The sequence below is a fragment of the Streptomyces sp. 2A115 genome (assembly GCF_052245575.1).
Taxonomy (GTDB): domain Bacteria; phylum Actinomycetota; class Actinomycetes; order Streptomycetales; family Streptomycetaceae; genus Streptomyces.
In genome coordinates, this window is record NZ_JBQQCG010000015.1 from 51,564 (window position 1) to 72,718 (window position 21,155).

A 21,155-nucleotide genomic window follows, 5' to 3' on the forward strand; every position below is an offset into this window, starting at 1 on the left:
GTCACACCATGCACCTCTCCAGACGGGCACTACTCGCCGGCACCACCACCGCGGCCGCGTTCTCGGCGGGCCCGTCCACCGCGGCCACACCGCCGGAGGCGGCCCGGCGCCTTCGGACCGGCTTCGAGCGCCTGGCCCAGGACGGCTACGCGCAGCTCAGCGGCGAGCGCACCGGCATCGTCACCAACCCGACAGGCATCACCCGAGACGCACGCCACATCGTCGACGTCATGCACGCCGACGACCGGGTGAACCTGGTCGCCGTCTTCGGCCCCGAGCACGGCTTCCGAGGGACCGCGCAGGCGGGTGGCTCCGAGGGCCGCCACGACGACCCGGCGACCGGACTCCCGGTCTACGACACGTACTTGAAGAGCGGTCAGGCGCTGGCCGACATCTTCACCGCCTCCGGCGTGGACACGATCGTCTTCGACATCCAGGACGTGGGCGCGCGCTTCTACACGTACATCTGGACGCTGTACGACTGCATGGAGGCGGCCCGACTCGCGGGCAAGCGCTTCATGGTGCTCGACCGGCCGAACCCGGTGACGGGGCGGGCGGCCCAAGGGCCCGTACTTCACAAGGAGTTCGCGACCTTCGTCGGGCGACAGCCGATCGCGCAGGCGCACGGGATGACGGTGGCGGAGCTGGCGCGGCTGTTCAACGGCGAGTTCCTGACCGCGCCGGTCCCGCTGGACACGGTGCTGATGTCGGGGTGGAAGCGCTCGGAGTTCTACGACGCCCACGGGCTGCCCTGGGTGCCTCCGAGCCCGAACATGCCCACGCCCGACACCGCCCTCGTGTACTCCGGAACGTGTCTCTTCGAGGGAACGAACCTGTCGGAGGGACGCGGCACGACCCGCCCCTTCGAGCTGCTCGGCGCCGAGGGGATCGACCGGCGGTGGGCCGCCGAGGCCGGTCGACTCGGGCTGCCCGGTGTGCACTTCAGGGAGGCTTACTTCGCGCCAACCTTCTCGAAGTTCCAGGGCAAGACCATCGGGGGCGTACAGATCCATGTCCACGACCGGGCCGCGTACGACCCCGTACGTACCGGGATCGCGCTCCTCGTGACCGCCAAGCAGGTCTGGAGCGGCTTCACCTGGCGCTCCGACAACTGGATCGACAAGCTGACGGGCTCCACCCGGGTACGAACGATGATCGACGCGGGCGCCACCGCCGAAGAGGTCGTGGCGGCCTGGCAGAGCGAGCTGGCGGCGTTCCGGCGGCTGCGCGGGAAGTACCTCCTCTACCGCTGAGATCTATCGCTCAGACCTACCGCTGAGATCTCCGGCTGAGACGTAGGTTCGGGCTGGTCGGGGGAGACGTGACGTATGGCCAACCGTCCCCGTCGGCGGGACGATGCGGGCAGATCGCATCGGGCTACGGGGGCGAAGGGGGCTCGTCATGACGGATCCGAACGTGGGCGTGACGCCTTACTGGGAGCTGACGTTCGACGCGGACGGGGACGTGAACGGAAAGCAGCGCGACCGGCTGCTCCAGCAGGTGGCGGAGCGGGGTGTCAAGGACCTGATCGTGTTCGCGCACGGCTGGAACAACACCCGGTCCTTGGCTACGCGGCTCAACGACCGGTTCTTCGAGCCGATACCCGGGCTCGTGCCGAAGGCCCGCATCGGATACGTGGGAGTGGTGTGGCCGTCGATGCGGTTCACGGACGAGCCGATCCCCGACTTCGCGCGATCCGCGACAGCGAACGCTGAACCAGGACTGGCCAAGGACACGCTGAACGCTCTGCTCAGGGTCTTCCCGGGGCGGGCCACCCTGATCGACCAGATCGCCCGGATGCTCGACCAACAGCCGGACGGGAACGTCGCGTTGGAGGAGTACGGGCGGCTGGTCCGACTTCTCGTGGAGCTGCGCCCGGAGGCGCCGCAGGCCGCGTTCGCCGCCGACACGCTGGCGGACGGCGGTGGCCCGCAGCACGAGCCGGGGATGCTCCTCGGGGGCACCGCGGACGTGTGCCGCGAGTTCGCGCGGGCGCTGACCGAGGTCGAGGCCGGGACGGGCGCAGGGGCCGGTGCCGGTGCCGGGGCCGACGGTGAAGGCGTCCAGGCCGCGTTCGGGCTGCCCCCGGTCTGGGACGGAGCTCATGAACTCCTGCGTCAGGCAACGTACTTCGCCATGAAGCGGCGCGCGGGCACGGTCGGTGAACGAGGGCTCGGACGGGTGATCGGGCGGCTCGCGCAGGCGGCGCCCGGTCTGCGGGTGCACCTCGTGGGGCACAGCTTCGGCGGACGCCTGGTGTCGTTCGCGCTGCGCGGACTGCCCAAGGGCGTACGGACCGTGAAGTCCGTGACCCTCCTCCAAGCCGCCTTCTCGCACTACGCGTTCGCGCCCCGGCTGCCGCACGACACGCGGAGCGGCGGCGTACTCCGCGGCCAACAGGACCGTGTCGACGGCCCTTTGGTCTGCTGCTTCTCCCGGTTCGACTCGGCCCTCGGCACGATCTACCCGCTGGCCTCCCGTATGGCGGGCGACGACCGGTCGGCCGCCGGCCTCGCCCTCCCCCGCCTCCTCGGCGCCAAGTGGGGCGCGCTGGGCCACGACGGGGTGCAGGCGGTGACCGGCACCAGGACGTTCACGCTCGCCGACGTCCTGCGCACGAAGTTACCCGTGTCGGGGTGCGTGAACGTCGACACGTCCGCGGTGGTGAAACGCGGCGGGCCTCCGTCGGGGGCCCACAGCGACATCTGCCACCGGCAGCTGGCCCAGGTGGTGCTGGCGGCGGGCCGCATTCGCTGACCCGCCGCCGGCCAGGACCCGCTCCTGAGGCTGTCCCTGGAGCTGTCCTGCGGCGTCACCGGCGCTGCGCCCAGGGGCGTCACCGGTGCGACGTGAACTCCACCACCTGCTGGTAGGTCGGCCGGTTCTGCCAGGTGATCTTGTTGTGGTTGATGCCGCCGAGCGCCCGCTGGACGACCGAGTCGGCACACCACTGGTCGCCCGCCGAGCAGCTGTCGTCGCCGGGGTAGACCTGGGCCGCGGTCTTGCCGGCCGCCTCCTTGAGCGTGCTGATCAGGGTGTCCCGGCAGGCGCTGAGGCTGCCGGCGCCGCAGTACGGCTTCGCCAGGCCGCCCTGCACCGACTCGCCGAGCACCGCCCGGATGTCCTTGTGGACATAGCTCCACCAGCCGTACTGGAAGGAGCTGCCGGCGTGCGAGCCGGTCGGCCCGTGGCCGGCCGAGGGCGCCTCGTCCACCGGCAGGTTGTTCGTCATGGCGGTGTACAGATCGCTGCCGAGGCCGGGTTCGAACTCGGCCTTCACCAGCAGCGGCCACCAGGCGTCCAGGATGCGGATCGCGTCGGCGTTGGCGTACGCGTGCGAGCCGTTGGAGGTCTCCTTGCGCTTGGCGCCCGCCGTGACCCAGTCGGACAGCTTCGTCACCGCCGCCGCGGCCGCCGGGTCCGTGACCGTCGCACTGTTGATGACCTTCAGCAGCTTGGGCAGCACGTCCTCGGCGCGCAGATCGGCCAGCGCGGCGTCGGCCATCGCCTTGGTGAGCGACGCCCTGGTCACCCCGCCCGCGGTCACCAGCTTCTTCACGCGGTCCTCCAGGAGGTTGCCGCGGTGGACGGAGCCGTTGCCCCACGGGGCCGTGGTGTAGTCCTTGGCCTGCTTGTTGTTCCAGGAGATGTAGTAGTCCTGGTCGATGGAGTTGGGGTGGGCGGACGCCGGGGTGTAGTCGGCGGTGTTCGTCGTCGGGGTCCAGTTCCGCCACTCGTACGCGGGCCGCGCCCAGACCGGGAACTCGGCGTCGACGCCGGTGGCGCGCACCGGGTTGTCGCCGCTGTTGTAGTACGCGGTGTGCTCCGAGTCCGCGTAGAACCAGTTGAACGTGTAGTTGATGTGCTGCACCGCGGCCTGGAAGGTCCCTGGGCTCTGCACGTAGTCCGGGTCGTTGAGCATCTGGAAGCCGATGATCGAGTCGGGCTCGTGCATGTAGGAGGAGCGCAGGGTGGTGTACGCGACCTTCTTGCCGTCGACCGTCGCGCGGTGCGTCACCGGTCCGTACTTGGTGCGCCAGACCTGCATGCGGTACGAGCCCGCGGCGGTGCCGTCGGCGGTGGTGGGCTTCCAGGAGTTGGTCTGCTCGATCTTCTCCATGGGCGTGCAGGCGCCGCGGTAGAGGTAGTGGGTGTCGTCCTGGCACAGCTCGACCGCGTACGTGTCGATGATGTCCTGACCCGAGGTCGTCGCGCTCCAGGCGTAGTCCTGGCCGCGGCCGAGTTCGACATACATGCTCAGGCCGGCGAAGGAGGCACCGCGGGCGCTGAGGCCCGGGCCCTGGATCTCCTGGAGCATGAGGAGCTGGGGCGCGAAGTAGCCGGTCTGCGGGCCGAAGACGGCGATCGGGTTGCCGCTCGCGGTGTGGTCGCCGCTCACCACAAGGGCGTTGGACATGCCGCGCTTGGCGGAGCTGAGGGCGGTGGCCGTCGCCGTGGCGGAGGTGCCGGTGGCGGTGGAGCCGGCCGCGCTGCCGGTGCGGTCGTGGACCAGCGGCTCCTCGGTCACCGAGCCTGCGTCGGGCAGGGCCTCGCCCTGTGCGTCGTCGGGCTTGGAGGCGTACGGGAAGCTCTCGCCGTCGTGGAGGGTCATCACCGCCTCGGGGTCGTTGCGCTCGCGGAAGGACTCCCAGACCTTGGTGCCCTCGGCGACCCCGTACTTGGACTGGGCGGCGAGCAGTGAGATGGCGTTGTTGACCTCACCGCCGCCTCCGGAGCCGAACAGCGCGCCGATCACGGAGGCCAGCGCGACCAGGTCGGTGAGCTTGAAGTGCTGGATGGTCCCGGCGTTGGTGACGGAGTCCTTGTGACCGGTCAGGACGTACTCGCCGGGGAAGTAGCGGCCGCTGTCGGAGGCGTCGATGTAGGCGTTGATGCCGTCTACGTAGGCCTTCACATCGGCGAGGGCCTGCTTGCCGCGCTCGCCGTTCGTCGAGATCGTGTTGTCGATCTGGGCCTGCAGATCGGCTTCCGTGTACGGGGCGTGGCGCCAGAACTCCTGCTCCAGGCCCTGGTTGGAGGGGTCCCCGCCCGCGAAGGGGGTCAGCTGGCCGCGTCCGACGTGCCGGAAGACGTCCATCAGCCACAGCCGGTCCTGGGCGGCCGCGTACCCGGCGCCGAACTCGGTGCCGTAGCGGGTGGTGCCTGTGATGTGCGGCACACCGGTCTTCTTGTCGCGGACGATCGTCACGTCGGCGCGGCCGGCGGGCTTGGTGGTCGACTGGACCTGGTCGGCGGGGACGCCGAACGACGCGTCGTTGAAGAAGTCGTTGATCTTGGTGTCGGTGAGGGCGGGATATCCCGACGCCAGGTTGTTGTAGGGGGCCAACTGGTCGCCGGCGTGGCCGGGCTGACTTCCGAAGGCCTGGTTGAGGAGGATCTCGGCGAGGCTGGCGTTGCCGTTCTGACCGGGCGGAAGGATGTCGGAACACTGCCCCCCGCAGTGGTCGTCGGCGGCCGCGGTGACCTTCGGGTCGGCTGCGGCGGCGGTGGCCTTCGTGTCGGCGGCCGCCTGGGAGAGCGGGGACAAAAGTCCGGCAATCAGGACGCATATGGATGCGCCCTTGAGGAACTTGGGGAACGTGCGGGGAGTTCTCAGTCTGTCGAGGATGGTGTGGGGGGTACGCCGTGGCATGGCTACTCCTCGCGACGGGGGTGCGCCGGATGTTACCGGCGGTATCCCCGCGTTTGAAGATGAACATGCGTCACTTTTTGACGTAGGCAAGGCCGGTGGAGCCCGACGGGCAGCCGACCGCCGCCGGTGTCCGCCGAGAACCGCTCGGTGGACGACCGGGAGCCGCCCGTCAGGTGGCCGAGAACCAGCCCGGGAAGTGGCTGGTGGCGGTCACAGGAAAAACAGATGGAGCCGAATCGGGTGTCGATACGTCTATTCGGCGACGTCCTTTCGACGACGCCGAAGTGACCGAAGTACAGGTGCAGGTGTGACGGAGGTGCAGGGCGATGGCCGGTTTCCGGAGTCTGGCGAGACAGGTGCGCGACCCGAGGAGCGATCTGGCACTGCGGCGCTATTCACTGCGCAAGTGCCTTGAGAGGTTCGCTCCTTACGGTCACCGGGCCACCTGGGACCATCTGAGCTCCCGGGCCGGGTTCGGCCCGGAGGACCGTTCCCCCGATCCAGCGCGGCTCGTGGCCGCACTGGACGAGCTGGAAGAGGCCCGGTCCGTCTGGCTCGCCTACGAAGGCAAGTTCGCGGAGCGCCGCAAGAAGGAGAAGCACGACGGACTCCGCAGTCCCGGCAGTGTGGACGACTGGCACCGTCTCACCTGGGGCGGTTGCGGGGTGGCCTGGTGCGACGACCCACGGGTCCACCCGCATGAGCCGCTGGCCGAGGTGCTGCGCCGGCTGATCGCCGCCCTTGAGCGGGAACCGGGCGCGGTCTGCCCGGTGTGCTCGGGCGAGCGCCTCACATGGAAGTACGACCTGGCCCATGAACCCTCCTCGGGCCCGGTCTGCACGGGCTGCGGGATCGTGGTGCCGCGGCCCGTTCTGACGCCCGAGGCCCTGGCTGATGCCAGACGCGGGCGGTTGCTGGTCTCGGTGGGCGGCTGAGGCGTGCCGGGGGTGCGCCGGCGAAGGCCGCACCCCCGTGCGAGTGCCGCGAGCGCCTAAGGCGTCTTGACGTCCGTGTGGATGGCGAGCTTGAACTCGGCGAGGGTGATCGGCGTGGTGATCTTCGCGTCCTTCAGGCCGCGCGCCGATATCTTCAGACCCACAGGGGTCCCCCGTCTGACGAACATCTGCCAGACATAGGTGCGGTACTGCCCACCCCGGGTGAGCGTCGAGTCGGTCGTCGCGGTCGAGTCGTACTCCGTGGGGCTCAGGGGGTTCCGCACGAACCGGGCCCGGTATTCCAGGGCACGGGCGTCCGCCTCCCAGAAGACCATCGCGGACAGCACGGCCCAGCCGTCGTGACTGGGCCATATCAGCCCCGAGCGGGTGTCCGGGAACGTCGACGCGGCGGTCCCGCCGTGCGCCGGGTCGTGCATCTTCCAGGGGTCGTAGGACTCCTCCCCCTTCTCGTACGGGAAGCGCACCAGGTGGTAGCCGTCCTTGTCGTACGTGATCTTCTGGGACCCCGATTGCGCGGCTTCCCACTTCAGCGAGCAGACAACGACGCTCATCCGTACTCCTTTTGCTCCCCGGCCTCTTCGGACCGGGGTCTGGTGTCAGTGCGGCCTGGCACCATCGGGAGCATGGTGCAGGTCTGTTTGAACGGGGCCCGCGGGTCGGGCGATGGCGCGGTAGTGCCCATGTCTCCGGGGGCGATGGCCGACTCCGCGGCGGAGGCCGTCGCGGCGGGGGCGTCGGACATCCACGTGCATCCCAAGTCCCCTTGCGGAAAAGACACGTTGTCGGCGAAAGCGGTTGCAGCGACGCTGGAAGCAATTCGATCACGGGTTCGCGTCCCCGTGGGGGTCACCACCGGCGCCTGGGCGGAGCCCGACCCCGCGGCCCGCGTCGCGCGGATCCACGAGTGGACCGTGCTGCCCGACCACGCGTCGGTCAACTGGCATGAGCCGGGGGCGGAGGAGGTCGCGGCGGCCCTGCTGGAGCGGGGCGTGGCCGTGGAGGCGGGCGTCTGGTCCGCCACGGACGGGGCCGCTCGCTTCACGGCGTCTCCGCTCGGACCGCGGGTGCTGCGGGTGCTGGCGGAGGTGACGGACCCGGATCCCGACTCCGCGCAGTCCACGGCCCAGGAGCTCGTGGCCCGGCTCGGCACCGCCCACGGCCGCCCTGTCCTGCTCCACGGCGCGGAGGGCGGCGCCTGGCCCGTTCTGCGGCTCGCCGGGCGGCTGGGCCTCGCGACCCGGATCGGCCTGGAGGACACGCTGGTCCTGCCGGACGGTCAACGCGCCGCGTCGAACGGTGAGTTGGTGGCGGAGGGGCTGGTTCGGTACGGGTGCGGGACGAAGGCATGAGAGGTGAGCCTGCGCCTGAGCCCGGGACCTGACCTGTGTTCGGGTCGGGCCGCCCACTGGACCCATGAGCGCGACCCAACCCCCACACACCCGCACATAACACTCAGCGGCAGTCCTCGGACGCCTTCGCCTCCTCCTTCACCTGTCGCTCCTGCCGCCGCCGTCCGCCGCGCTCCACCAGAAGGCGGGAGCCGCTCATCCGCTCGCCGAAGGCGTCGTCCGGGTTGGACAGGACACACGTCTCCAGGGACAGACAGCCACAGCCGATGCAGTCCGTGAGGTGATCGCGCAGGCGGCCCAACTGCTTGATGCGTTCGTCTAGTTCGGACCGCCAGGCCTCCGAGAGCCGGGCCCAGTCATCGCGCGTCGGGGTACGTTCCTCGGGTAGCTCGGCCAGGGCGTCGCGGATCGTGGCCAGCGGGATGCCGACGCGCTGGGCGGCCCGTACGAAGGCGACCCGGCGCAGTGCGTCACGGTGGTAGCGGCGCTGATTGCCCGCGGTGCGGCGGCTGCTGATCAGGCCCTTGGACTCGTAGAAGTGCAGGGCCGAGACGGCGGCGCCGCTGCGGGCCGACAGCTGGCCGACCGTGAGTTCATGGATCTTCTCGGGAATCTGGGGCACCCCTCGAAGCCTACCTACCTGCCCCCCGCGCCTCGGCGCACTCCCGGTCCGTTGACATGCGCTCCGCGCCGGACCATGCTAAGCAGTCGCTTAGATCAACAGTCACGCAGGAGGCCAGAGACATGGCAGAGCCGAGGATCTTCACGTCCGCCGACGAACTGAAGACGGCGGTGGGCGAGCAGTTGGGGCACAGCGACTGGCTGGAGATCGACCAGAAGCGGATCGACCTCTTCGCCGACGCGACGGGCGACCACCAGTGGATCCACGTGGACCCGGAGAAGGCGGCGGCGGGTCCCTTCGGGACGACCATCGCGCACGGGTATCTGACGCTGTCGTTGCTGCCGCTCTTCGGACCTCAGCTGATCAAGGTCGAGGACGTCAAGATGGGCGTCAACTACGGGACGAACAAGGTCCGCTTCCCCGCGCCCGTCCCGGTCGGCTCGCGACTGCGTGCCACCGCGAAGATCACCGGCGTCGACGATGTGCCGGGCGGCGTGCAGGTGTCCGTCGCCTTCACCGTGGAGCGCGAGGGCGGCGAGAAGCCGGTGTGTGTGGCGGAGTCGGTGTCTCGCTACTACTTCTGACGGGTCGCTCCGCGGGTTGAGCCGGGAGACTGCGGTGGTTCATTGACCGCGGGTCGTGTGTGGCTGGTCGCACGGTTCCCCGCGCCCCTCAAAATAACTGGTCGCGCGGTTCCCCGCGCCCCTGAAAAGGGGCGCGACACCGGGGCGCCTACTCCTTTGCGCCGACCATTCGCAGCACCAAGTCGGCGTACAGGGTGCCCACCTCGTCCGGTGTGCGGGGACCGTTCACGTTGAACCAGCGGGCGACGTCCACACAGAGGGAGACGACGGCGAGGGTGGTGCCCGGAACGTCGGGTACGTCGAAGTCGCCGGCCGCCACTCCGTCCTCGATGATGCCGCGCACCGCCGCGTCGGTCTGGCGGCGCAGCGCGACGATCTCGGCGCGCGCGTCGGCGCCGAGCGCCTCCAGTTCGTACTGGACGACGCGTGCGGTGGTGTGCTGCGCGGCGTGCCAGCGGACGAACGAGCGTACGGCGTCGGTGAGCCGCTCGGCGGCGCTGCCGTCGCCCGCGGCCGCCGTGCGCAGGATGTCCAGGGCCTTGTCGTGGCCGATCCTGCTGATCCGGTGGAGCAGTTCTTCCTTGGTCTTGTAGTGGATGTAGAGCGCGGCCGGGCTCATCCCCGCGCGCCCCGCGATGTCGCGGGTCGTCGTCGCGTGGTATCCGCGCTCGGCGAAGGCCTCCACGGCGGCGACGAGCAGTCGCCGGGCCGCGTCCGGGGTGACCTGGGCCCACGGCTGCGTCTCGCCGCCGGCCGTCTCCTCCGCCGTACTCATCGCTACGTTCGCCCTTCCACTGGTGGGACGAACACCATACCTCCGATACTGAGCGAGCGCTTAGAGTGCCCGCTCAGAGCCGTGCGAAACCCGGCTCAGAGCTTCTCGAAGGGGTCGTGCTCGGCAAGGAGCTTCTCCAGCCGGGCCTGGTCGACACGGCTCACGATCTGGCCCGCCTCCTGCCGGTCCCGGATCACCTTGGCGAGGGTGAACGCCGAGGTGACGAGGTAGAGGACGGCGATCCCCAGGAAGGCGCGCACCCAGGTGTCGGCCTCCAGCTTGAGAATGCCGATGGCGGTGGCGACGATGGCGACGGCGAACGACGCGACGGCCTGACCGTAGAAGGCCGCGGTGGACTGCTGCTTGACCTGTGTCTCACTCATGCGGACCAGGATCGGCGGAGTTGGCCGAAGCCACATCCGCACGGATACTCAGCCGCGTACTCAGCAGGCGGGACTCCATCACCGTTCAGAAAGCCGAAACCCCCGTCACCGCACGCCCGATGACCAGCTTCTGTATCTGGCTGGTGCCCTCGTAGAGGGTCATGACGCGGGCGTCGCGCAGCAGCTTTCCGGCCGGGTACTCGTCGATGTAGCCGTAGCCGCCGAAGACCTGCAGGGCGTTGTTCGCGGCACGCACGGCGGCCTCCGAGGCGAAGAGCTTGGCCTTGGAGGACTCGGTTGCGAAGGGTTCGCCACGGTCGATGAGGTCGGCGACGCGCCAGGTGAGCAGCCGGGCGGCGTCGACGTCCACGGCGATGTCGCTGATCAGTTCCTGTACGAGCTGATGGTGGGCGATGGTCTTCCCGAACTGCTCGCGCTCGGTCGCGTACTTCACGGCGGCGTCCAGCGCGGCCTGGGCGATGCCGACGCAGCCCGCGGCCACGGACATCCGGCCCTTGGCGAGCGCGGACATGGCGACGGCGAAGCCCTTGCCCTCGGGGCCGAGCATCGCCGAGGCGGGCACGCGGACGTCCTCCAGGACCAGTTCGGCGGTGGCCTGGCCGCGCAGGCCGAGCTTGCCGTGGATGGTGCGGCGGGTCAGGCCCGGGGTGTCGGTCGGCACGAGGAAGGCGGAGACGCCCTTGTGACCGGGGGCGTCGGTCGAGCGGGCGAAGAGCAGCACGACGTCGGCCCAGGTGCCGTTCGTGATGAAGGTCTTGGTGCCGTTGATGACGTAGTCGTCGCCGTCAGCGTCGCGCAGGGCCTTTGTCGACAGGTTGCCCGCGTCCGACCCGGTGCCCGGTTCGGTGAGGCCGAAGCAGCCGACGTACGCGCCGGAGGTGAGCCCCGGCAGCCAGCGCCGCTTCTGCTCCTCGCTCCCCCAGGACGCGATGGTCTTGGCGACGAGCCCCAAGGAGACGGAGACGATGCCCCGGACCGAGGAGTCACCCCTGCCCAGTTCCTCGGTCACCAGGCAGTAGGCGAGGTGGTCGCCGCCGCTTCCGCCGTACTCCTCGTCGACGGTCAGTCCGAGGAAGCCGACGTCGCCGAGTTTCTTGACGAGGGAGCGGTCGACTTCTTCGGCTCGGTCCCACTCGACGACGTGCGGGGTGATCTCGCGTGCGACGAAGTCCTCGGCGAGCTGCCGCACGGCGGCCTGCTCCTCGCTCAGCCCCAGGTTCATGACACGAAACCCCCACATCTCACGTCGAAAGCCGTCCGGGGAAGGCCGTCTCCCGGAAACCGCACACTTAAATTAGCACTGCTAGTTTACAGCCGCAGCCCTACTATGTGCGCCATGGCCCGACCGCGCAAGCCCCTCCTCAGCACCGGCCGCATCGTCGAAACGGCACGGATTCTGGTGGACACCGAGGGTCTGGCCGCGGTCTCGACGCGCAGGCTCGCCGCCGAACTGGGAGTGAGCGGTCCGTCCCTCTACAACCACTTCAGTACGAAGGACCAGATTCTGGAGGCGGTCGCGGACTCCGTGAGCGCCCAGGTCGATCTGTCGATGTTCGAGGACGGCCGGGACTGGCGCACCGCGCTGCACGACTGGGCCGTCTCCTACCGGGCCGCCCTCCGCGACCACCCGAACATCGTCCCGGTCCTCGCCCGCGGCCCCGGCCGCCGGCCCGCGGGACTGCGGCTCGCCGACGCCGTCTTCGGCGCGATGGTCGACGCGGGTTGGCCGGCGGCCCAGGCCACGTCCATCGGCGCGCTGATGCGGTACTTCGTGATGGGGTCCGCGCTGGGGTCGTTCGCCGGAGGGTTCGTGGACGACGAGGCGGCGTACGATCCCGCCGACTATCCGCACCTCGGGCAGGCCCATCTCCTCGCCGAGCAACAGGAGAAGATCGACGAACGGGCCTTCGAGACAGGGCTCACGGCGCTGCTGGACGGGCTGGCGCAGCAGTACGAGGGGCTGAGAGGCGCTTAACGGGCCTTTCGCCGGGCGGACCGCCCGATGGGACGGGTGGCCCCCCATCGTTCGGTGCCCGCCGAAGTGTTCGTGACGCATGCTGGGCGCATGATGTCCTCCAGTGCGCGGGCCGAGGCCTCGGGCCTCGCCGGGCTCGCTTCCTTGGTCGCCGACGAGACGCGGGCCGGGTTTCTGCTGGCGCTGCTCGACGGGCGGGCGTGGACCGCCGGGGAGCTGGCACGGTACGCCGGGGTCGCCGCGTCGACGGCGAGCGAGCACCTGGGCAAGCTCGTCGCGGGCGGGCTGCTCGCCGAGGAGCGGCAGGGGCGGCACCGGTACGTACGGCTGGCCGACTCACGGGTCGCCCAGCTCGTCGAGGATCTCGTCGCCCAGGTCGCGCCGACGGCTGCCGCCGAACGGCCGCGGACGCTGCGCGAGGCAAGTGCGGGCAGCGCGATGGCTCGCGGCCGCACCTGTTACGACCACCTGGCGGGCCGCCTCGGCATCACCGTCACCGACGCGCTCACCGGGCTGGGGCTGCTGCGCGCGCGAACGCGCGAAGAAGGGGCCACCGGGTTCGCGCTCACGGACGGCGGGGTCCGCTGGTTCGACGACCTGGGCGCCCCTCTCGTACGCACCGGACGGCGGCCGCTCGCCCGGGCCTGCCTGGACTGGACCGAACGGCGTCCCCATCTCGCCGGTGTCGCGGGCGCCGCGCTGTGCCGGCACGCCCTGGACGCGGGCTGGTGCGTACGCATCGGCTCGGAGCGGGCCGTGAAGGTCACGGACAAGGGCGAGCGGGTGTTTTCGGAACTGCTGGGGATCCCGGCGGAGACGCTGCGCTGAGTCGGCGAGGGTCCGGTTGTCCTTGGCCATCGTCTGCCACCACGTGCGGAGGAGGTTCCACACGGTGCGGGCAGCATGCGCCTACTCATCAGCCCTGGCCCTCTCGGCAGGCGCCAGCGCCAGTCCTCACAGTGCCCGAACTGCCGTTTCTCCACGTCGACTGCACTCGGAGTGGCGGCTTTACCGCACATGGCACAAGTTACCGGGATGGACATCAAACCCCGTTTCACGCACCTGTCGTCACGTTGCCCGTGATCCGCAGGTCCCCTCGGCGCATGTCCCAACTTGGACTGGCTGCACGTTTTCTAGAAGACCACCACCGCCCGCCCACCCTTCCCCGCCACCATGTTCTCGAACGCCGCCGGGATCCCCTCCAGAGCGATCCGCTCCGTCACCAGCGCCCCCAGGTCCAGCCGCCCCGCCCGCACATGCTCGGCCAGGACCGGCAGATCCCGCGACGGGTCGGAGTTGCCGTAGACGCAGCCGGCCAGCGTGCGGCCCCAGTGGAAGATTTCCAGCGCGTTGAAGGAGACCTGCTGGTCCTTGCCGCCGATGCCGACGACAGTCGTACGGCCGCCACGGCGCGTGGACTCCCAGGCGGTACGGATCGTGACGGCACGGCCCACGCACTCGACCGCCACGTCGACGCCCTGCTTACCGGTGAGACCCCGGATCTCCCTGGCCGTGTGCTCGGACGAGACGACATACTCGGTCGCCCCGACCTCCCTCGCCAGTGACTCCTTCTCAAGGGAGACGTCGACCGCGACGACCGTCGAGGCACCCGCGATACGGGCGGCCTGAATCGCGGCGAGCCCCACCCCACCGACCCCGAACACCGCGACGGATTCACCGGGCCGGACCCGAGCGGAGTGGTGGACGGCCCCGTACCCGGTGAGCACCGCGCAGCCGAGCAGGGCGGCGTCCGTCAGCGGAATCCCGGCCGGCGCCGGAAGCACGCACCCGGCGGCCACCACTGTTTCCTCCGCGAACGCGGCCACGTTCAGCCCGGGATACAGCTCCGTCCCGTCGGAGGAACGCCGCGCGTACACCTGCCCCGCCCCCACCAGCGCGTTGGCGCACAACCACACCTCCCCCAGCGAGCAGGCGTGACAACTCCCGCAGGACGGAGCCCAGTTGAGGACCACATCGTCACCCGGCGCGACGTGCGTGACTCCCGCTCCGACGGAGACGACCGTCCCCGCACCCTCGTGACCGAGCACCGCGGGCACCGGCACCCGCATGGTCCCGTTCGACAAGGAGAGGTCGGAGTGGCAGACCCCGGCCGCGGCGAGACGCACCCGCACCTGACCAGGACCGGGCTCCGGCAGCTCGACCCCGGTGATCTCCAGCGGAGCCCCTACGGCGGGCAGGACAGCGGCACGAATACTTGCCATGGCGTACAACGCTCCTAGAACTGGAGGGACCTAGAACTGGAGGGACTTGGTCTGGAGGTACTCCGACAGCCCGTGCGAGCCCAGCTCCCGGCCGACACCCGACTGCTTGTAACCGCCGAAGGGGGCAAGGGGGTTGAAGCGTCCGCCGTTGATGTTCACCTGCCCGGTGTCGAGGCGCCGCGCGAAGGCGACGGCCTCCGACTCCTCCCCGGCCCAGACCGCGCCCGCGAGCCCGTACACCGTGCCGTTCGCGATCCGCAGGGCGTCCTCCTCGTCCTCGTACCGGAGGATCGCGAGCACCGGACCGAAGATCTCCTCCTGCGCGACGGTCATCTCCGGGGTGACGTCGGCGAGGACGGTGGGGCTGACGAAGTACCCCTGCTCGCGGGGGACTTCGGGCCCGCCCGTGACCAGCCGCGCCCCCTCGGCCACACCCGTCTCGATGTAACTCCGCACGCGCTGCTGCTGCTTGGCGTTCACGACGGGCCCGATGCGCTCGCCGTACTTGGCGGCGGCGTCCGCGGCCAGCTCGACCGCCTCCTCGTACTGCGACGCGTGCACCAGCATGCGGGTCCACGCGCTGCACGTCTGGCCGGAGTTGGACATCACGTTGGCCACGCCGACGTTGACCGCCTTGGCGAGGTCGGCGCTCGGCAGGATGACGTTCGCGGACTTGCCGCCGAGCTCGAGGGCCACCCGCTTGACGGCCGCGCCCGCCGTCGCGCCGATCTGCCTGCCGACGGCCGTCGAGCCGGTGAAGGAGACCAGGTCCACGCCCTCGTGGGAGGCGAGGGCCTGGCCCGCGACCGGACCGAGACCGGTGACGAGGTTGAAGACGCCGGCCGGGATGCCCGCCTCGTCCACGGCCTCCGCGAAGGACTGTGCGGTCAGCGGGGTGTCCTCGGCGGGCTTGAGGACGACCGTGCAGCCGGCCGCGAGGGCCGGGGCGACCTTGGCGACGATCTGGTGGAGCGGGTAGTTCCAGGGCGTGATCGCGCCGACCACGCCGACCGGTTCCTGGTAGACGGTCGAATTGCCGACCTTCTCCTCGAAGGCGTACGTCGCCGCCAGCTCGGCGTACGAGCCGGCGACCGCGATCGGCAGCCCCACCTGCACCTTCTGCGAGAACGACAGCGGGGAGCCGAGTTCGGCGGTGACGGTCTCGGCGATCTCGTCCGCGCGGGCCGTGAGGACGTCCCGGAGCGCGGCGAGGTGCGCGGCACGCTCGGCGGGCGGCGTGGCGGCCCACCCCGGGAAGGCGGTACGGGCGGCCCGTACCGCGGCGTCGACGTCCTCGGCGGTGCCGGCCGGGACGTGGGCGATCACCTGCTCGTCGGCGGGGTTCACGACGGCGATCGTGTCCGCAGTGGCCGCGGGGCGCCACTCGCCGTCGATGTACATGCCGTCGTGTGCCTTCATGCGTTCCTCCGAGGGGCGTCGTCGTCCACTCCCCAAACTAGCGGTGTTAGTTTTGGGATGCCACAGTCACCCAGGAGGAACAGGGGTCTCTCAGAAGTCCGCGCGCATCCGCTCGTCCAGCCTCGCCACGGACTCCTGCCCGAATTCCTTCTCGTACGCGTCCCGGATCCGCTCGATCCCGGGATCGGCCGCCCCCGCCCGTCCGGCGGGATACAGCAGGATCAGCTCGTACGACCGCTCGCGCTCGATCGTGCCGTACGCGTCCCGCCACTGGCCGCGCCCGTCCTGCACGGTGAGCCCGTCCGGGAAGGCCGGCGTGACCTTCCGGTCGACGAAGTCCATGAACTGCCGGTCGGTGACGGCCGGGCCACCGCCGGGGCGCTCGGTGCCGAAGAAGAGACGCGTCTCGACGTACGCCGCGCCGCGGACCGCGTCCTGGGACTTCTCACCGGTCAGAGTGGCGTACGCGACGGGAGCTCCGGCGAACAGCAGGGCGGAAGCCGTGGCGACGGCGAGGCGGGTACGCGAGGGATGCGTGATCATGACCGGATGCTAAGCGGCCTTGGTTGAGTTCGGTGCGATACCGCGCCCTTTAATGCGATACCGCACCCTTTGAGGGGCGCGGGGCTGTGACATTTGCGGCTCCGCCGCGATGGGGGTCCCCCCGCTCGAGCGCAGCCGAGAGTGGGGAAGCGACCAGCCCCCACCGGCCCGCGCCCGCGGCGGAGCCGCACGTCGAAACAGCATCACCGCTCTTCCAGCGGAGCTCTTGGCGCCTCACTCCCCCAGGTCCGGCAGGCGCGCCGGGGTCGGGCAGATGCGTTCACCGTCCTGGTCGAAGACGAACAGGTGGGCGAGATCCACCAGGAGAGGGATCTGCATACCGTGGCGGAGTTCGTGGTCGGGTGTCGTGCGGACGATGAGGTCACCCGGCAACCGGCCGTCCGGCGGCGGCAGTTCGTCCCGGTCCGGCTCGGCGTCGCCGGGGTGCTCCAGGACCACGACCGGGCCGGCCCGCAGCGCGCCCGCCCGGTCCCGCAGGCGATCCAGGACACCGCCCTCCCGACGGCGGCGCCGGGGCGGCCGGGCCGTAGGGCGCGGCGCCTCCAGGTCCGGTACGACCGCGGGCCGCGAACCGGTGTTGAAGTGGACGAGGGCCTCGTGCCCCTGGAACTCCACGTGCTCGACGAGCCCGCTGATCGCCACCTCGCCGGGTCGGGCCTCGCTCCGCCGGGCGAGGCGGATCGCCTCGGAGCGCAGTCCGACGATGACCTCGCGACCCTGCTGCACCCGGAGCAACTGGTGGTCCAGGCAGAGGGGTTCGGGCAGAACGAGGGCCTGGCGGCCGAGGCCGATCGACATGGCCCCGTCGAGCGGGGCGCGGACGACTCCGCGCAGCAGGTTGATCCGCGGGGTGCCGATGAAGGCGGCGACGAAGATGTTCTTCGGCAGTGCGTAGACCTCGCGCGGGGTGCCGAGCTGCTGAAGGACTCCACCGCGCAGTACGGCGACCCGGTCGCCGAGTGACATCGCCTCCGTCTGGTCGTGGGTGACGTACACCGTGGTGACGCCCAAGTCCCTGGTGAGGTGGGCGATTTCGGCCCGCAGATGGTTGCGGAGCTTGGCGTCGAGGTTGGCCAGCGGCTCGTCCATCAGGAACGCGGAGGGATGCCGTGCGATCGCCCTGCCCATGGCCACACGCTGGCGTTCGCCGCCGGAGAGCTCGTAGGGAAACCGGTCGAGGAGGTCCTCGATGCCGAGCATCCGGGCCGTGGCGTCCACGCGCGGGCTGTGATCCTCACCGGGCGTCTCGATACGCAACGGAAAGCCGATGTTCTCGCGGCTGCTCATGGTCGGGTAGAGCGCGAAGTTCTGGAAGACCATCGCCATGTCCCGCTGGGCGGGCTGCAGATGGTTGGCGTACTCGCCGTCGAGCAGCACGTCTCCCTCGGTGGTCTCCTCCAGCCCGGCGATCATCCTCAGTACGGTCGACTTGCCGCAGCCGGACGGCCCGAGCAGCACCAGGAACTCGCCGGGCGCGATGTCGAGGGACAGCCGCTCCACCACGCGGACGCCACGCGTGTAGGACTTGCTGACCTGGTGCAGGGAGATGGCGCGTGTCATGAGACGTGACCCCCGGGGGCTCACTGGGCGCTGGTGCTCCGCGTTCGGATGTCTCGTGCGGGGCCGTACGAGACCTATGAGTCACGGAAGCTAACGGACCGCGCACATCCCGGGGAAGAGTCCCAGCGGGATCGGCCGGACCGTCGGCGAGTTTCCCCTCGTCAAACGCGCTTCCGCGCCAACTCCGTGCGAGAGCGGACAGTTCAGCGTCTCTCACGCCCCACCGCGGATGACGTACGCCCCTTACGCTCCGCCGACTCGGACCCCGCGGCTCCCGTACGCCCCTGCCGCAGCCCGAGCCCGGAAGCGACCAGCAGCAGCGCCCCGAGCATCACGAACGGCGCGGCCACGCCCGCGACGCCGGCGATCAGGCCCGCGGCGGCGGGCGCCGCGACCTGGCCGAGCCGGTTGCCGGTCAGACGCAGGGCGAGGGCCGTGGAACGGGCGTCGTCCGGTGCCGCCTGGACGACCGTGGTCATGGACAGCGGCTGGCCGACGCCCAGGCAGAAGCCCAGCAGGGCGAGTATCACGGCGAGCGCCCAGACCGGCACGGGCAGCGCGATTCCGGCGCACAGGAGGGCCGCCAGCAGACAGGTCGTGGTGAGCAGCGCGGCCCGGCCGAGCACCCGCAGCATGGGCGTCATCACCAGGCGGCACGCGATGGTCGCCGCCGCGCGCAGGCTGAGCAGCAGGCCGATCACGGCCGGCGAGATGCCCCGGTGCTCGCCGACCACCGGCAGGTACGCGGTGAGGATGTCCGTCGCGGACAGCACGGCGAGGCTGATGAAGATGCCCGCGGGTACGCCCCGGGTGCGCAGGATGCGGTGCACGGGAACGCGTTCGCCCTGTCCGGTACGGGACTTGGGCGGCGTACGGTGCTCGATGCGCCACAGGGAGACGAACGAGAAGGCGGCGACCGCGCCCGCGACCAGCAGGGCGAGGGCGCTGCTGCCCGCCATGTCGGGGCCGCCGATCAGAGCGCCCGCGGCGATCGGTCCGACCAGCTGGCCGAGCGAGGCGCCGATCGTGAAGTGGCCGAAGTTGCGGTCTTGTTCGTGCGGTGCGGACTGCCGGGCCACGAGCGACTGGGCGCCGATCACGAAGGAAAGGTGGCCGAGACCCATCACACCGCTCCAGGCCGCCATCGCGGCGAGGGAGTTCGCTGTGCCGCTGAGGGCGCAGCCCCCGGCTATGAGGACGACGCCGGCCGGGAGCAGCGGAGCGCACCGGCCGTGGTCGGTCCGGCGGCCGAGCGGCACGGCGGCGAACAGCGGCAGCAGCGCGTACACGCCCGCGATCACGCCGACCGCGCGTTCGTCGGCACCCAGCGCGAGGGCCCGGTAGGAGACGGCGGGCCGTGCCATCGACACCGCCCCCTGCGCGAAGCTGAAGGCGATGACGAGGCGGAGCAGCCAGCCGCGGTTCCCACCGGGCCTCACAGTGACACCCTTCATCGGATGAACCCGAACTCCCAGGAGCGGAGGCTCAGATGATGCCGAACAGAATTCCCGCGCCGAGTACCACGAGCGAGGTGAGCGCAGCCCACTTGACCACGAACTTCGTGTGGTCGCCGAATTCCACCTTCGCCATGCCGACCAGGACGTATACGGCCGGGACCAGCGGGCTCGACATGTGCAGCGGCTGGCCGACGAGCGAGGCGCGGGCGATCTCCAGCGGCGAGACTCCGTGTGCGGCCCCCGCCTCCGCGAGTACCGGCACGACGCCGAAGTAGAAGCCGTCGTTCGACATGAAGTACGTGAGCGGGAGGCTCAGGAAGCCGGTGACGATGGCCATGTGCGGGCCCATCCCCTCCGGAATGCCGTCGACGAGCCATTTCGCCATCGAGTCGACCATGCCGGTGCCCTGGAGGACGCCGGTGAAGACGGCGGCGGCGAAGACCATGCCGGAGACGTTGAGGACGTTCTCGGCGTGGGCGCCGAGGCGGGCCCGCTGGTCGGGCATGTGCGGGAAGTTGACGGTGAGCGCGAGCGCGGCGCCGAGGATGAACAGGACCGGGATCGGCAGCCACTCCATGATCATGGAGGTCAGGAGGGTCACCGTGAGCAGCGCGTTGAACCAGTACAGCTTGGGGCGCAGCGTCGGACGGTTGGGGTCCAGGCCCTGGAGGCGTACGTCGTCCTCGTCCTCGTCCGCCGCGTCGTCGGAGGCGTCCGCGCCGGAGCCCGCGCCGCCGGTGGCCCTGGTGGTACGGCCCTTCGCGTCACCGAAGCCGCCGGAGGCACCGGCACCGGCGCCGACCAGCACCGTCTCGGTCACCGTCTCGGTCTCGGTCTCGGCCGCGATCTTCTCGGTGGTCTCCTGCTTCTTCTCCTCCTCCAGCACCTCGGCCAGGCTCAGCACGCCGAGCCGCTTGCGCTCACGGCGGCCGAGGACGTAGGCGAGGATGAAGACGAAGAGCAGCCCGACGGCGAGTGCCGGGATCATCGGGACGAAGATGTCACCGGCGTCGAGCTTGAGCGCGGTGGCGGCGCGGGCGGTGGGGCCGCCCCAGGGGAGGGTGTTCATGACGCCGTTGGCGGTGGCGGCGACACCGGTCATCACCACGAGGCTCATCTTCAGGCGCTTGTAGAGCGGGTACATCGCCGAGACCGTGATCATGAAGGTGGTCGAGCCGTCGCCGTCGAGCGAGACGATCGCGGCGAGCACGGCCGTGCCGACGACGATGCGCAGCGGGTCGGCCTTGCAGAACTTCAGGATGCCCCGGACGATCGGGTCGAAGAGGCCGACGTCGATCATGACGCCGAAGTAGACGATGGCGAACATCAGCATCGCGGCGGTGGGCGCGAGGTTGCCCACCCCCTCGATGACGTAGTCGCCGAGATTCGCACCCTTTCCGACGAACACACAGAAGAGTGCCGGAATCAGTACGAGCGCCGCGATCGGCGACATCTTCTTCATCATGATCAGGACCAGGAAGGTCGCGATCATGGCGAAGCCGAGGATGGTCAGCATGAGTGGATACCTAACGTTCGCCTTTGAACAGCCACCAGGGCCGGCGGTTCGAGTGACGTTAGGGCGGCCACGCAAGTCTTAACAAGATGTTGACGCGCG

Annotated in this window: 20 protein-coding genes; 8 read left to right on the plus strand and 12 right to left on the minus strand. The window is 70.2% G+C overall.

Annotated elements, in window-relative coordinates; translation table 11 throughout:
• Window positions 1–8 precede the first annotated feature (8 nt).
• Both ACTWQR_RS15640 and ACTWQR_RS15645 read left to right on the plus strand, forming a co-directional pair.
• On the plus strand, window positions 9–1,253 hold the full coding sequence (locus ACTWQR_RS15640; protein WP_443227652.1) for an exo-beta-N-acetylmuramidase NamZ family protein: 1,245 nt from the start codon (window positions 9–11) through the stop codon (window positions 1,251–1,253).
• A gap of 148 nt (window positions 1,254–1,401) precedes the next feature.
• On the plus strand, window positions 1,402–2,757 hold the full coding sequence (locus ACTWQR_RS15645; protein ID WP_443227653.1) for a serine-threonine protein kinase: 1,356 nt from the start codon (window positions 1,402–1,404) through the stop codon (window positions 2,755–2,757).
• Between the two features lie 79 nt (window positions 2,758–2,836).
• Here ACTWQR_RS15645 and ACTWQR_RS15650 read toward each other — a convergent pair whose 3' ends face one another.
• Entirely contained in the window at window positions 2,837–5,653 is a 2,817-nt protein-coding gene (locus tag ACTWQR_RS15650; protein ID WP_443227654.1) for a penicillin acylase family protein, read from the minus strand.
• 173 nt (window positions 5,654–5,826) lie between these two features.
• On the opposite strand from ACTWQR_RS15650, the gene ACTWQR_RS15655 reads away from it, so the two are divergent.
• A complete protein-coding gene (locus ACTWQR_RS15655; protein WP_443227655.1) occupies window positions 5,827–5,964 on the plus strand; it encodes a hypothetical protein in 138 nt (45 codons plus the stop codon).
• Window positions 5,965–5,979: 15 nt separating this feature from the next.
• Window positions 5,980–6,588 (plus strand): hypothetical protein, encoded by a 609-nt coding sequence (locus tag ACTWQR_RS15660; RefSeq protein ID WP_443227656.1) that lies wholly within the window; start codon window positions 5,980–5,982, stop codon window positions 6,586–6,588.
• 56 nt (window positions 6,589–6,644) lie between these two features.
• On the opposite strand, the gene ACTWQR_RS15665 is transcribed toward ACTWQR_RS15660, so the two are convergent.
• Window positions 6,645–7,160, minus strand: coding sequence for a hypothetical protein (locus ACTWQR_RS15665; RefSeq protein WP_443227657.1), 516 nt, complete (start codon window positions 7,158–7,160; stop codon window positions 6,645–6,647).
• Between the two features lie 72 nt (window positions 7,161–7,232).
• On the opposite strand from ACTWQR_RS15665, the gene ACTWQR_RS15670 reads away from it, so the two are divergent.
• Window positions 7,233–7,958, plus strand: coding sequence for a 3-keto-5-aminohexanoate cleavage protein (locus ACTWQR_RS15670; protein WP_443227658.1), 726 nt, complete (start codon window positions 7,233–7,235; stop codon window positions 7,956–7,958).
• A gap of 103 nt (window positions 7,959–8,061) precedes the next feature.
• On the opposite strand, the gene soxR is transcribed toward ACTWQR_RS15670, so the two are convergent.
• On the minus strand, window positions 8,062–8,580 hold the full coding sequence (gene soxR, locus ACTWQR_RS15675) for a redox-sensitive transcriptional activator SoxR (RefSeq protein ID WP_443227659.1): 519 nt from the start codon (window positions 8,578–8,580) through the stop codon (window positions 8,062–8,064).
• 122 nt (window positions 8,581–8,702) lie between these two features.
• Between soxR and ACTWQR_RS15680 the strand changes: the two genes are divergently transcribed.
• Entirely contained in the window at window positions 8,703–9,164 is a 462-nt protein-coding gene (locus ACTWQR_RS15680) for a MaoC family dehydratase (RefSeq protein ID WP_443227660.1), read from the plus strand.
• A 148-nt stretch (window positions 9,165–9,312) separates the two neighbouring features.
• Here the strand turns inward: ACTWQR_RS15680 and ACTWQR_RS15685 are convergent, their stop codons facing one another.
• The 3 genes from ACTWQR_RS15685 to ACTWQR_RS15695 form a co-directional block, all read right to left on the minus strand.
• Window positions 9,313–9,939 carry a TetR/AcrR family transcriptional regulator gene (locus ACTWQR_RS15685; RefSeq protein WP_443227661.1) on the minus strand — a complete coding sequence of 209 codons (627 nt, stop codon included), beginning with the start codon at window positions 9,937–9,939 and terminating at the stop codon, window positions 9,313–9,315.
• A gap of 95 nt (window positions 9,940–10,034) precedes the next feature.
• On the minus strand, window positions 10,035–10,322 hold the full coding sequence (locus ACTWQR_RS15690) for a YiaA/YiaB family inner membrane protein (protein WP_443227662.1): 288 nt from the start codon (window positions 10,320–10,322) through the stop codon (window positions 10,035–10,037).
• 85 nt (window positions 10,323–10,407) lie between these two features.
• Complete coding sequence (locus ACTWQR_RS15695) at window positions 10,408–11,565, minus strand: acyl-CoA dehydrogenase family protein (RefSeq protein WP_443227663.1); 1,158 nt, start codon at window positions 11,563–11,565, stop codon at window positions 10,408–10,410.
• Window positions 11,566–11,679: 114 nt separating this feature from the next.
• Between ACTWQR_RS15695 and ACTWQR_RS15700 the strand changes: the two genes are divergently transcribed.
• Together ACTWQR_RS15700 and ACTWQR_RS15705 are read left to right on the plus strand one after the other, a co-directional pair.
• Complete coding sequence (locus tag ACTWQR_RS15700; RefSeq protein WP_443227664.1) at window positions 11,680–12,318, plus strand: TetR/AcrR family transcriptional regulator; 639 nt, start codon at window positions 11,680–11,682, stop codon at window positions 12,316–12,318.
• A 90-nt stretch (window positions 12,319–12,408) separates the two neighbouring features.
• Window positions 12,409–13,146 (plus strand): ArsR/SmtB family transcription factor, encoded by a 738-nt coding sequence (locus ACTWQR_RS15705; protein WP_443227665.1) that lies wholly within the window; start codon window positions 12,409–12,411, stop codon window positions 13,144–13,146.
• A 305-nt stretch (window positions 13,147–13,451) separates the two neighbouring features.
• Here ACTWQR_RS15705 and ACTWQR_RS15710 read toward each other — a convergent pair whose 3' ends face one another.
• The 6 genes from ACTWQR_RS15710 to ACTWQR_RS15735 form a co-directional block, all read right to left on the minus strand.
• Window positions 13,452–14,540, minus strand: coding sequence for a Zn-dependent alcohol dehydrogenase (locus ACTWQR_RS15710; RefSeq protein ID WP_443227666.1), 1,089 nt, complete (start codon window positions 14,538–14,540; stop codon window positions 13,452–13,454).
• A gap of 30 nt (window positions 14,541–14,570) precedes the next feature.
• Window positions 14,571–15,959: an aldehyde dehydrogenase family protein gene (locus ACTWQR_RS15715; protein ID WP_443227667.1), complete on the minus strand. Its 1,389-nt coding sequence runs from the start codon at window positions 15,957–15,959 to the stop codon at window positions 14,571–14,573.
• Between the two features lie 90 nt (window positions 15,960–16,049).
• Entirely contained in the window at window positions 16,050–16,502 is a 453-nt protein-coding gene (locus ACTWQR_RS15720; protein WP_443227668.1) for a DUF3574 domain-containing protein, read from the minus strand.
• Between the two features lie 234 nt (window positions 16,503–16,736).
• On the minus strand, window positions 16,737–18,083 hold the full coding sequence (locus ACTWQR_RS15725) for an ABC transporter ATP-binding protein (protein WP_443227669.1): 1,347 nt from the start codon (window positions 18,081–18,083) through the stop codon (window positions 16,737–16,739).
• 203 nt (window positions 18,084–18,286) lie between these two features.
• The gene (locus ACTWQR_RS15730; RefSeq protein WP_443227759.1) at window positions 18,287–19,522 is read right to left on the minus strand and encodes an MFS transporter; all 1,236 of its coding nucleotides are present in this window, start codon (window positions 19,520–19,522) and stop codon (window positions 18,287–18,289) included.
• 46 nt (window positions 19,523–19,568) lie between these two features.
• Window positions 19,569–21,056, minus strand: a complete 1,488-nt coding sequence (locus tag ACTWQR_RS15735) for a CitMHS family transporter (protein WP_443227670.1) — start codon at window positions 21,054–21,056, stop codon at window positions 19,569–19,571.
• Window positions 21,057–21,155: the final 99 nt, after the last annotated feature.

Coding starts and splice junctions, on each gene's coding strand:
- ACTWQR_RS15695 (WP_443227663.1), bottom strand. CDS start 11,565: ATGAACCTGGGGCTGAGCGAGGAGCAGGCCGCCGTGCGGCAGCTCGCC.
- ACTWQR_RS15710 (WP_443227666.1), bottom strand. CDS start 14,540: ATGGCAAGTATTCGTGCCGCTGTCCTGCCCGCCGTAGGGGCTCCGCTG.
- ACTWQR_RS15670 (WP_443227658.1), top strand. CDS start 7,233: ATGGTGCAGGTCTGTTTGAACGGGGCCCGCGGGTCGGGCGATGGCGCG.
- ACTWQR_RS15700 (WP_443227664.1), top strand. CDS start 11,680: ATGGCCCGACCGCGCAAGCCCCTCCTCAGCACCGGCCGCATCGTCGAA.
- ACTWQR_RS15720 (WP_443227668.1), bottom strand. CDS start 16,502: ATGATCACGCATCCCTCGCGTACCCGCCTCGCCGTCGCCACGGCTTCC.
- ACTWQR_RS15660 (WP_443227656.1), top strand. CDS start 5,980: ATGGCCGGTTTCCGGAGTCTGGCGAGACAGGTGCGCGACCCGAGGAGC.
- ACTWQR_RS15735 (WP_443227670.1), bottom strand. CDS start 21,056: ATGCTGACCATCCTCGGCTTCGCCATGATCGCGACCTTCCTGGTCCTG.
- ACTWQR_RS15715 (WP_443227667.1), bottom strand. CDS start 15,959: ATGAAGGCACACGACGGCATGTACATCGACGGCGAGTGGCGCCCCGCG.
- ACTWQR_RS15665 (WP_443227657.1), bottom strand. CDS start 7,160: ATGAGCGTCGTTGTCTGCTCGCTGAAGTGGGAAGCCGCGCAATCGGGG.
- ACTWQR_RS15680 (WP_443227660.1), top strand. CDS start 8,703: ATGGCAGAGCCGAGGATCTTCACGTCCGCCGACGAACTGAAGACGGCG.
- ACTWQR_RS15705 (WP_443227665.1), top strand. CDS start 12,409: ATGATGTCCTCCAGTGCGCGGGCCGAGGCCTCGGGCCTCGCCGGGCTC.
- ACTWQR_RS15650 (WP_443227654.1), bottom strand. CDS start 5,653: ATGCCACGGCGTACCCCCCACACCATCCTCGACAGACTGAGAACTCCC.
- ACTWQR_RS15685 (WP_443227661.1), bottom strand. CDS start 9,939: ATGAGTACGGCGGAGGAGACGGCCGGCGGCGAGACGCAGCCGTGGGCC.
- ACTWQR_RS15725 (WP_443227669.1), bottom strand. CDS start 18,083: ATGACACGCGCCATCTCCCTGCACCAGGTCAGCAAGTCCTACACGCGT.
- ACTWQR_RS15640 (WP_443227652.1), top strand. CDS start 9: ATGCACCTCTCCAGACGGGCACTACTCGCCGGCACCACCACCGCGGCC.
- ACTWQR_RS15690 (WP_443227662.1), bottom strand. CDS start 10,322: ATGAGTGAGACACAGGTCAAGCAGCAGTCCACCGCGGCCTTCTACGGT.
- ACTWQR_RS15645 (WP_443227653.1), top strand. CDS start 1,402: ATGACGGATCCGAACGTGGGCGTGACGCCTTACTGGGAGCTGACGTTC.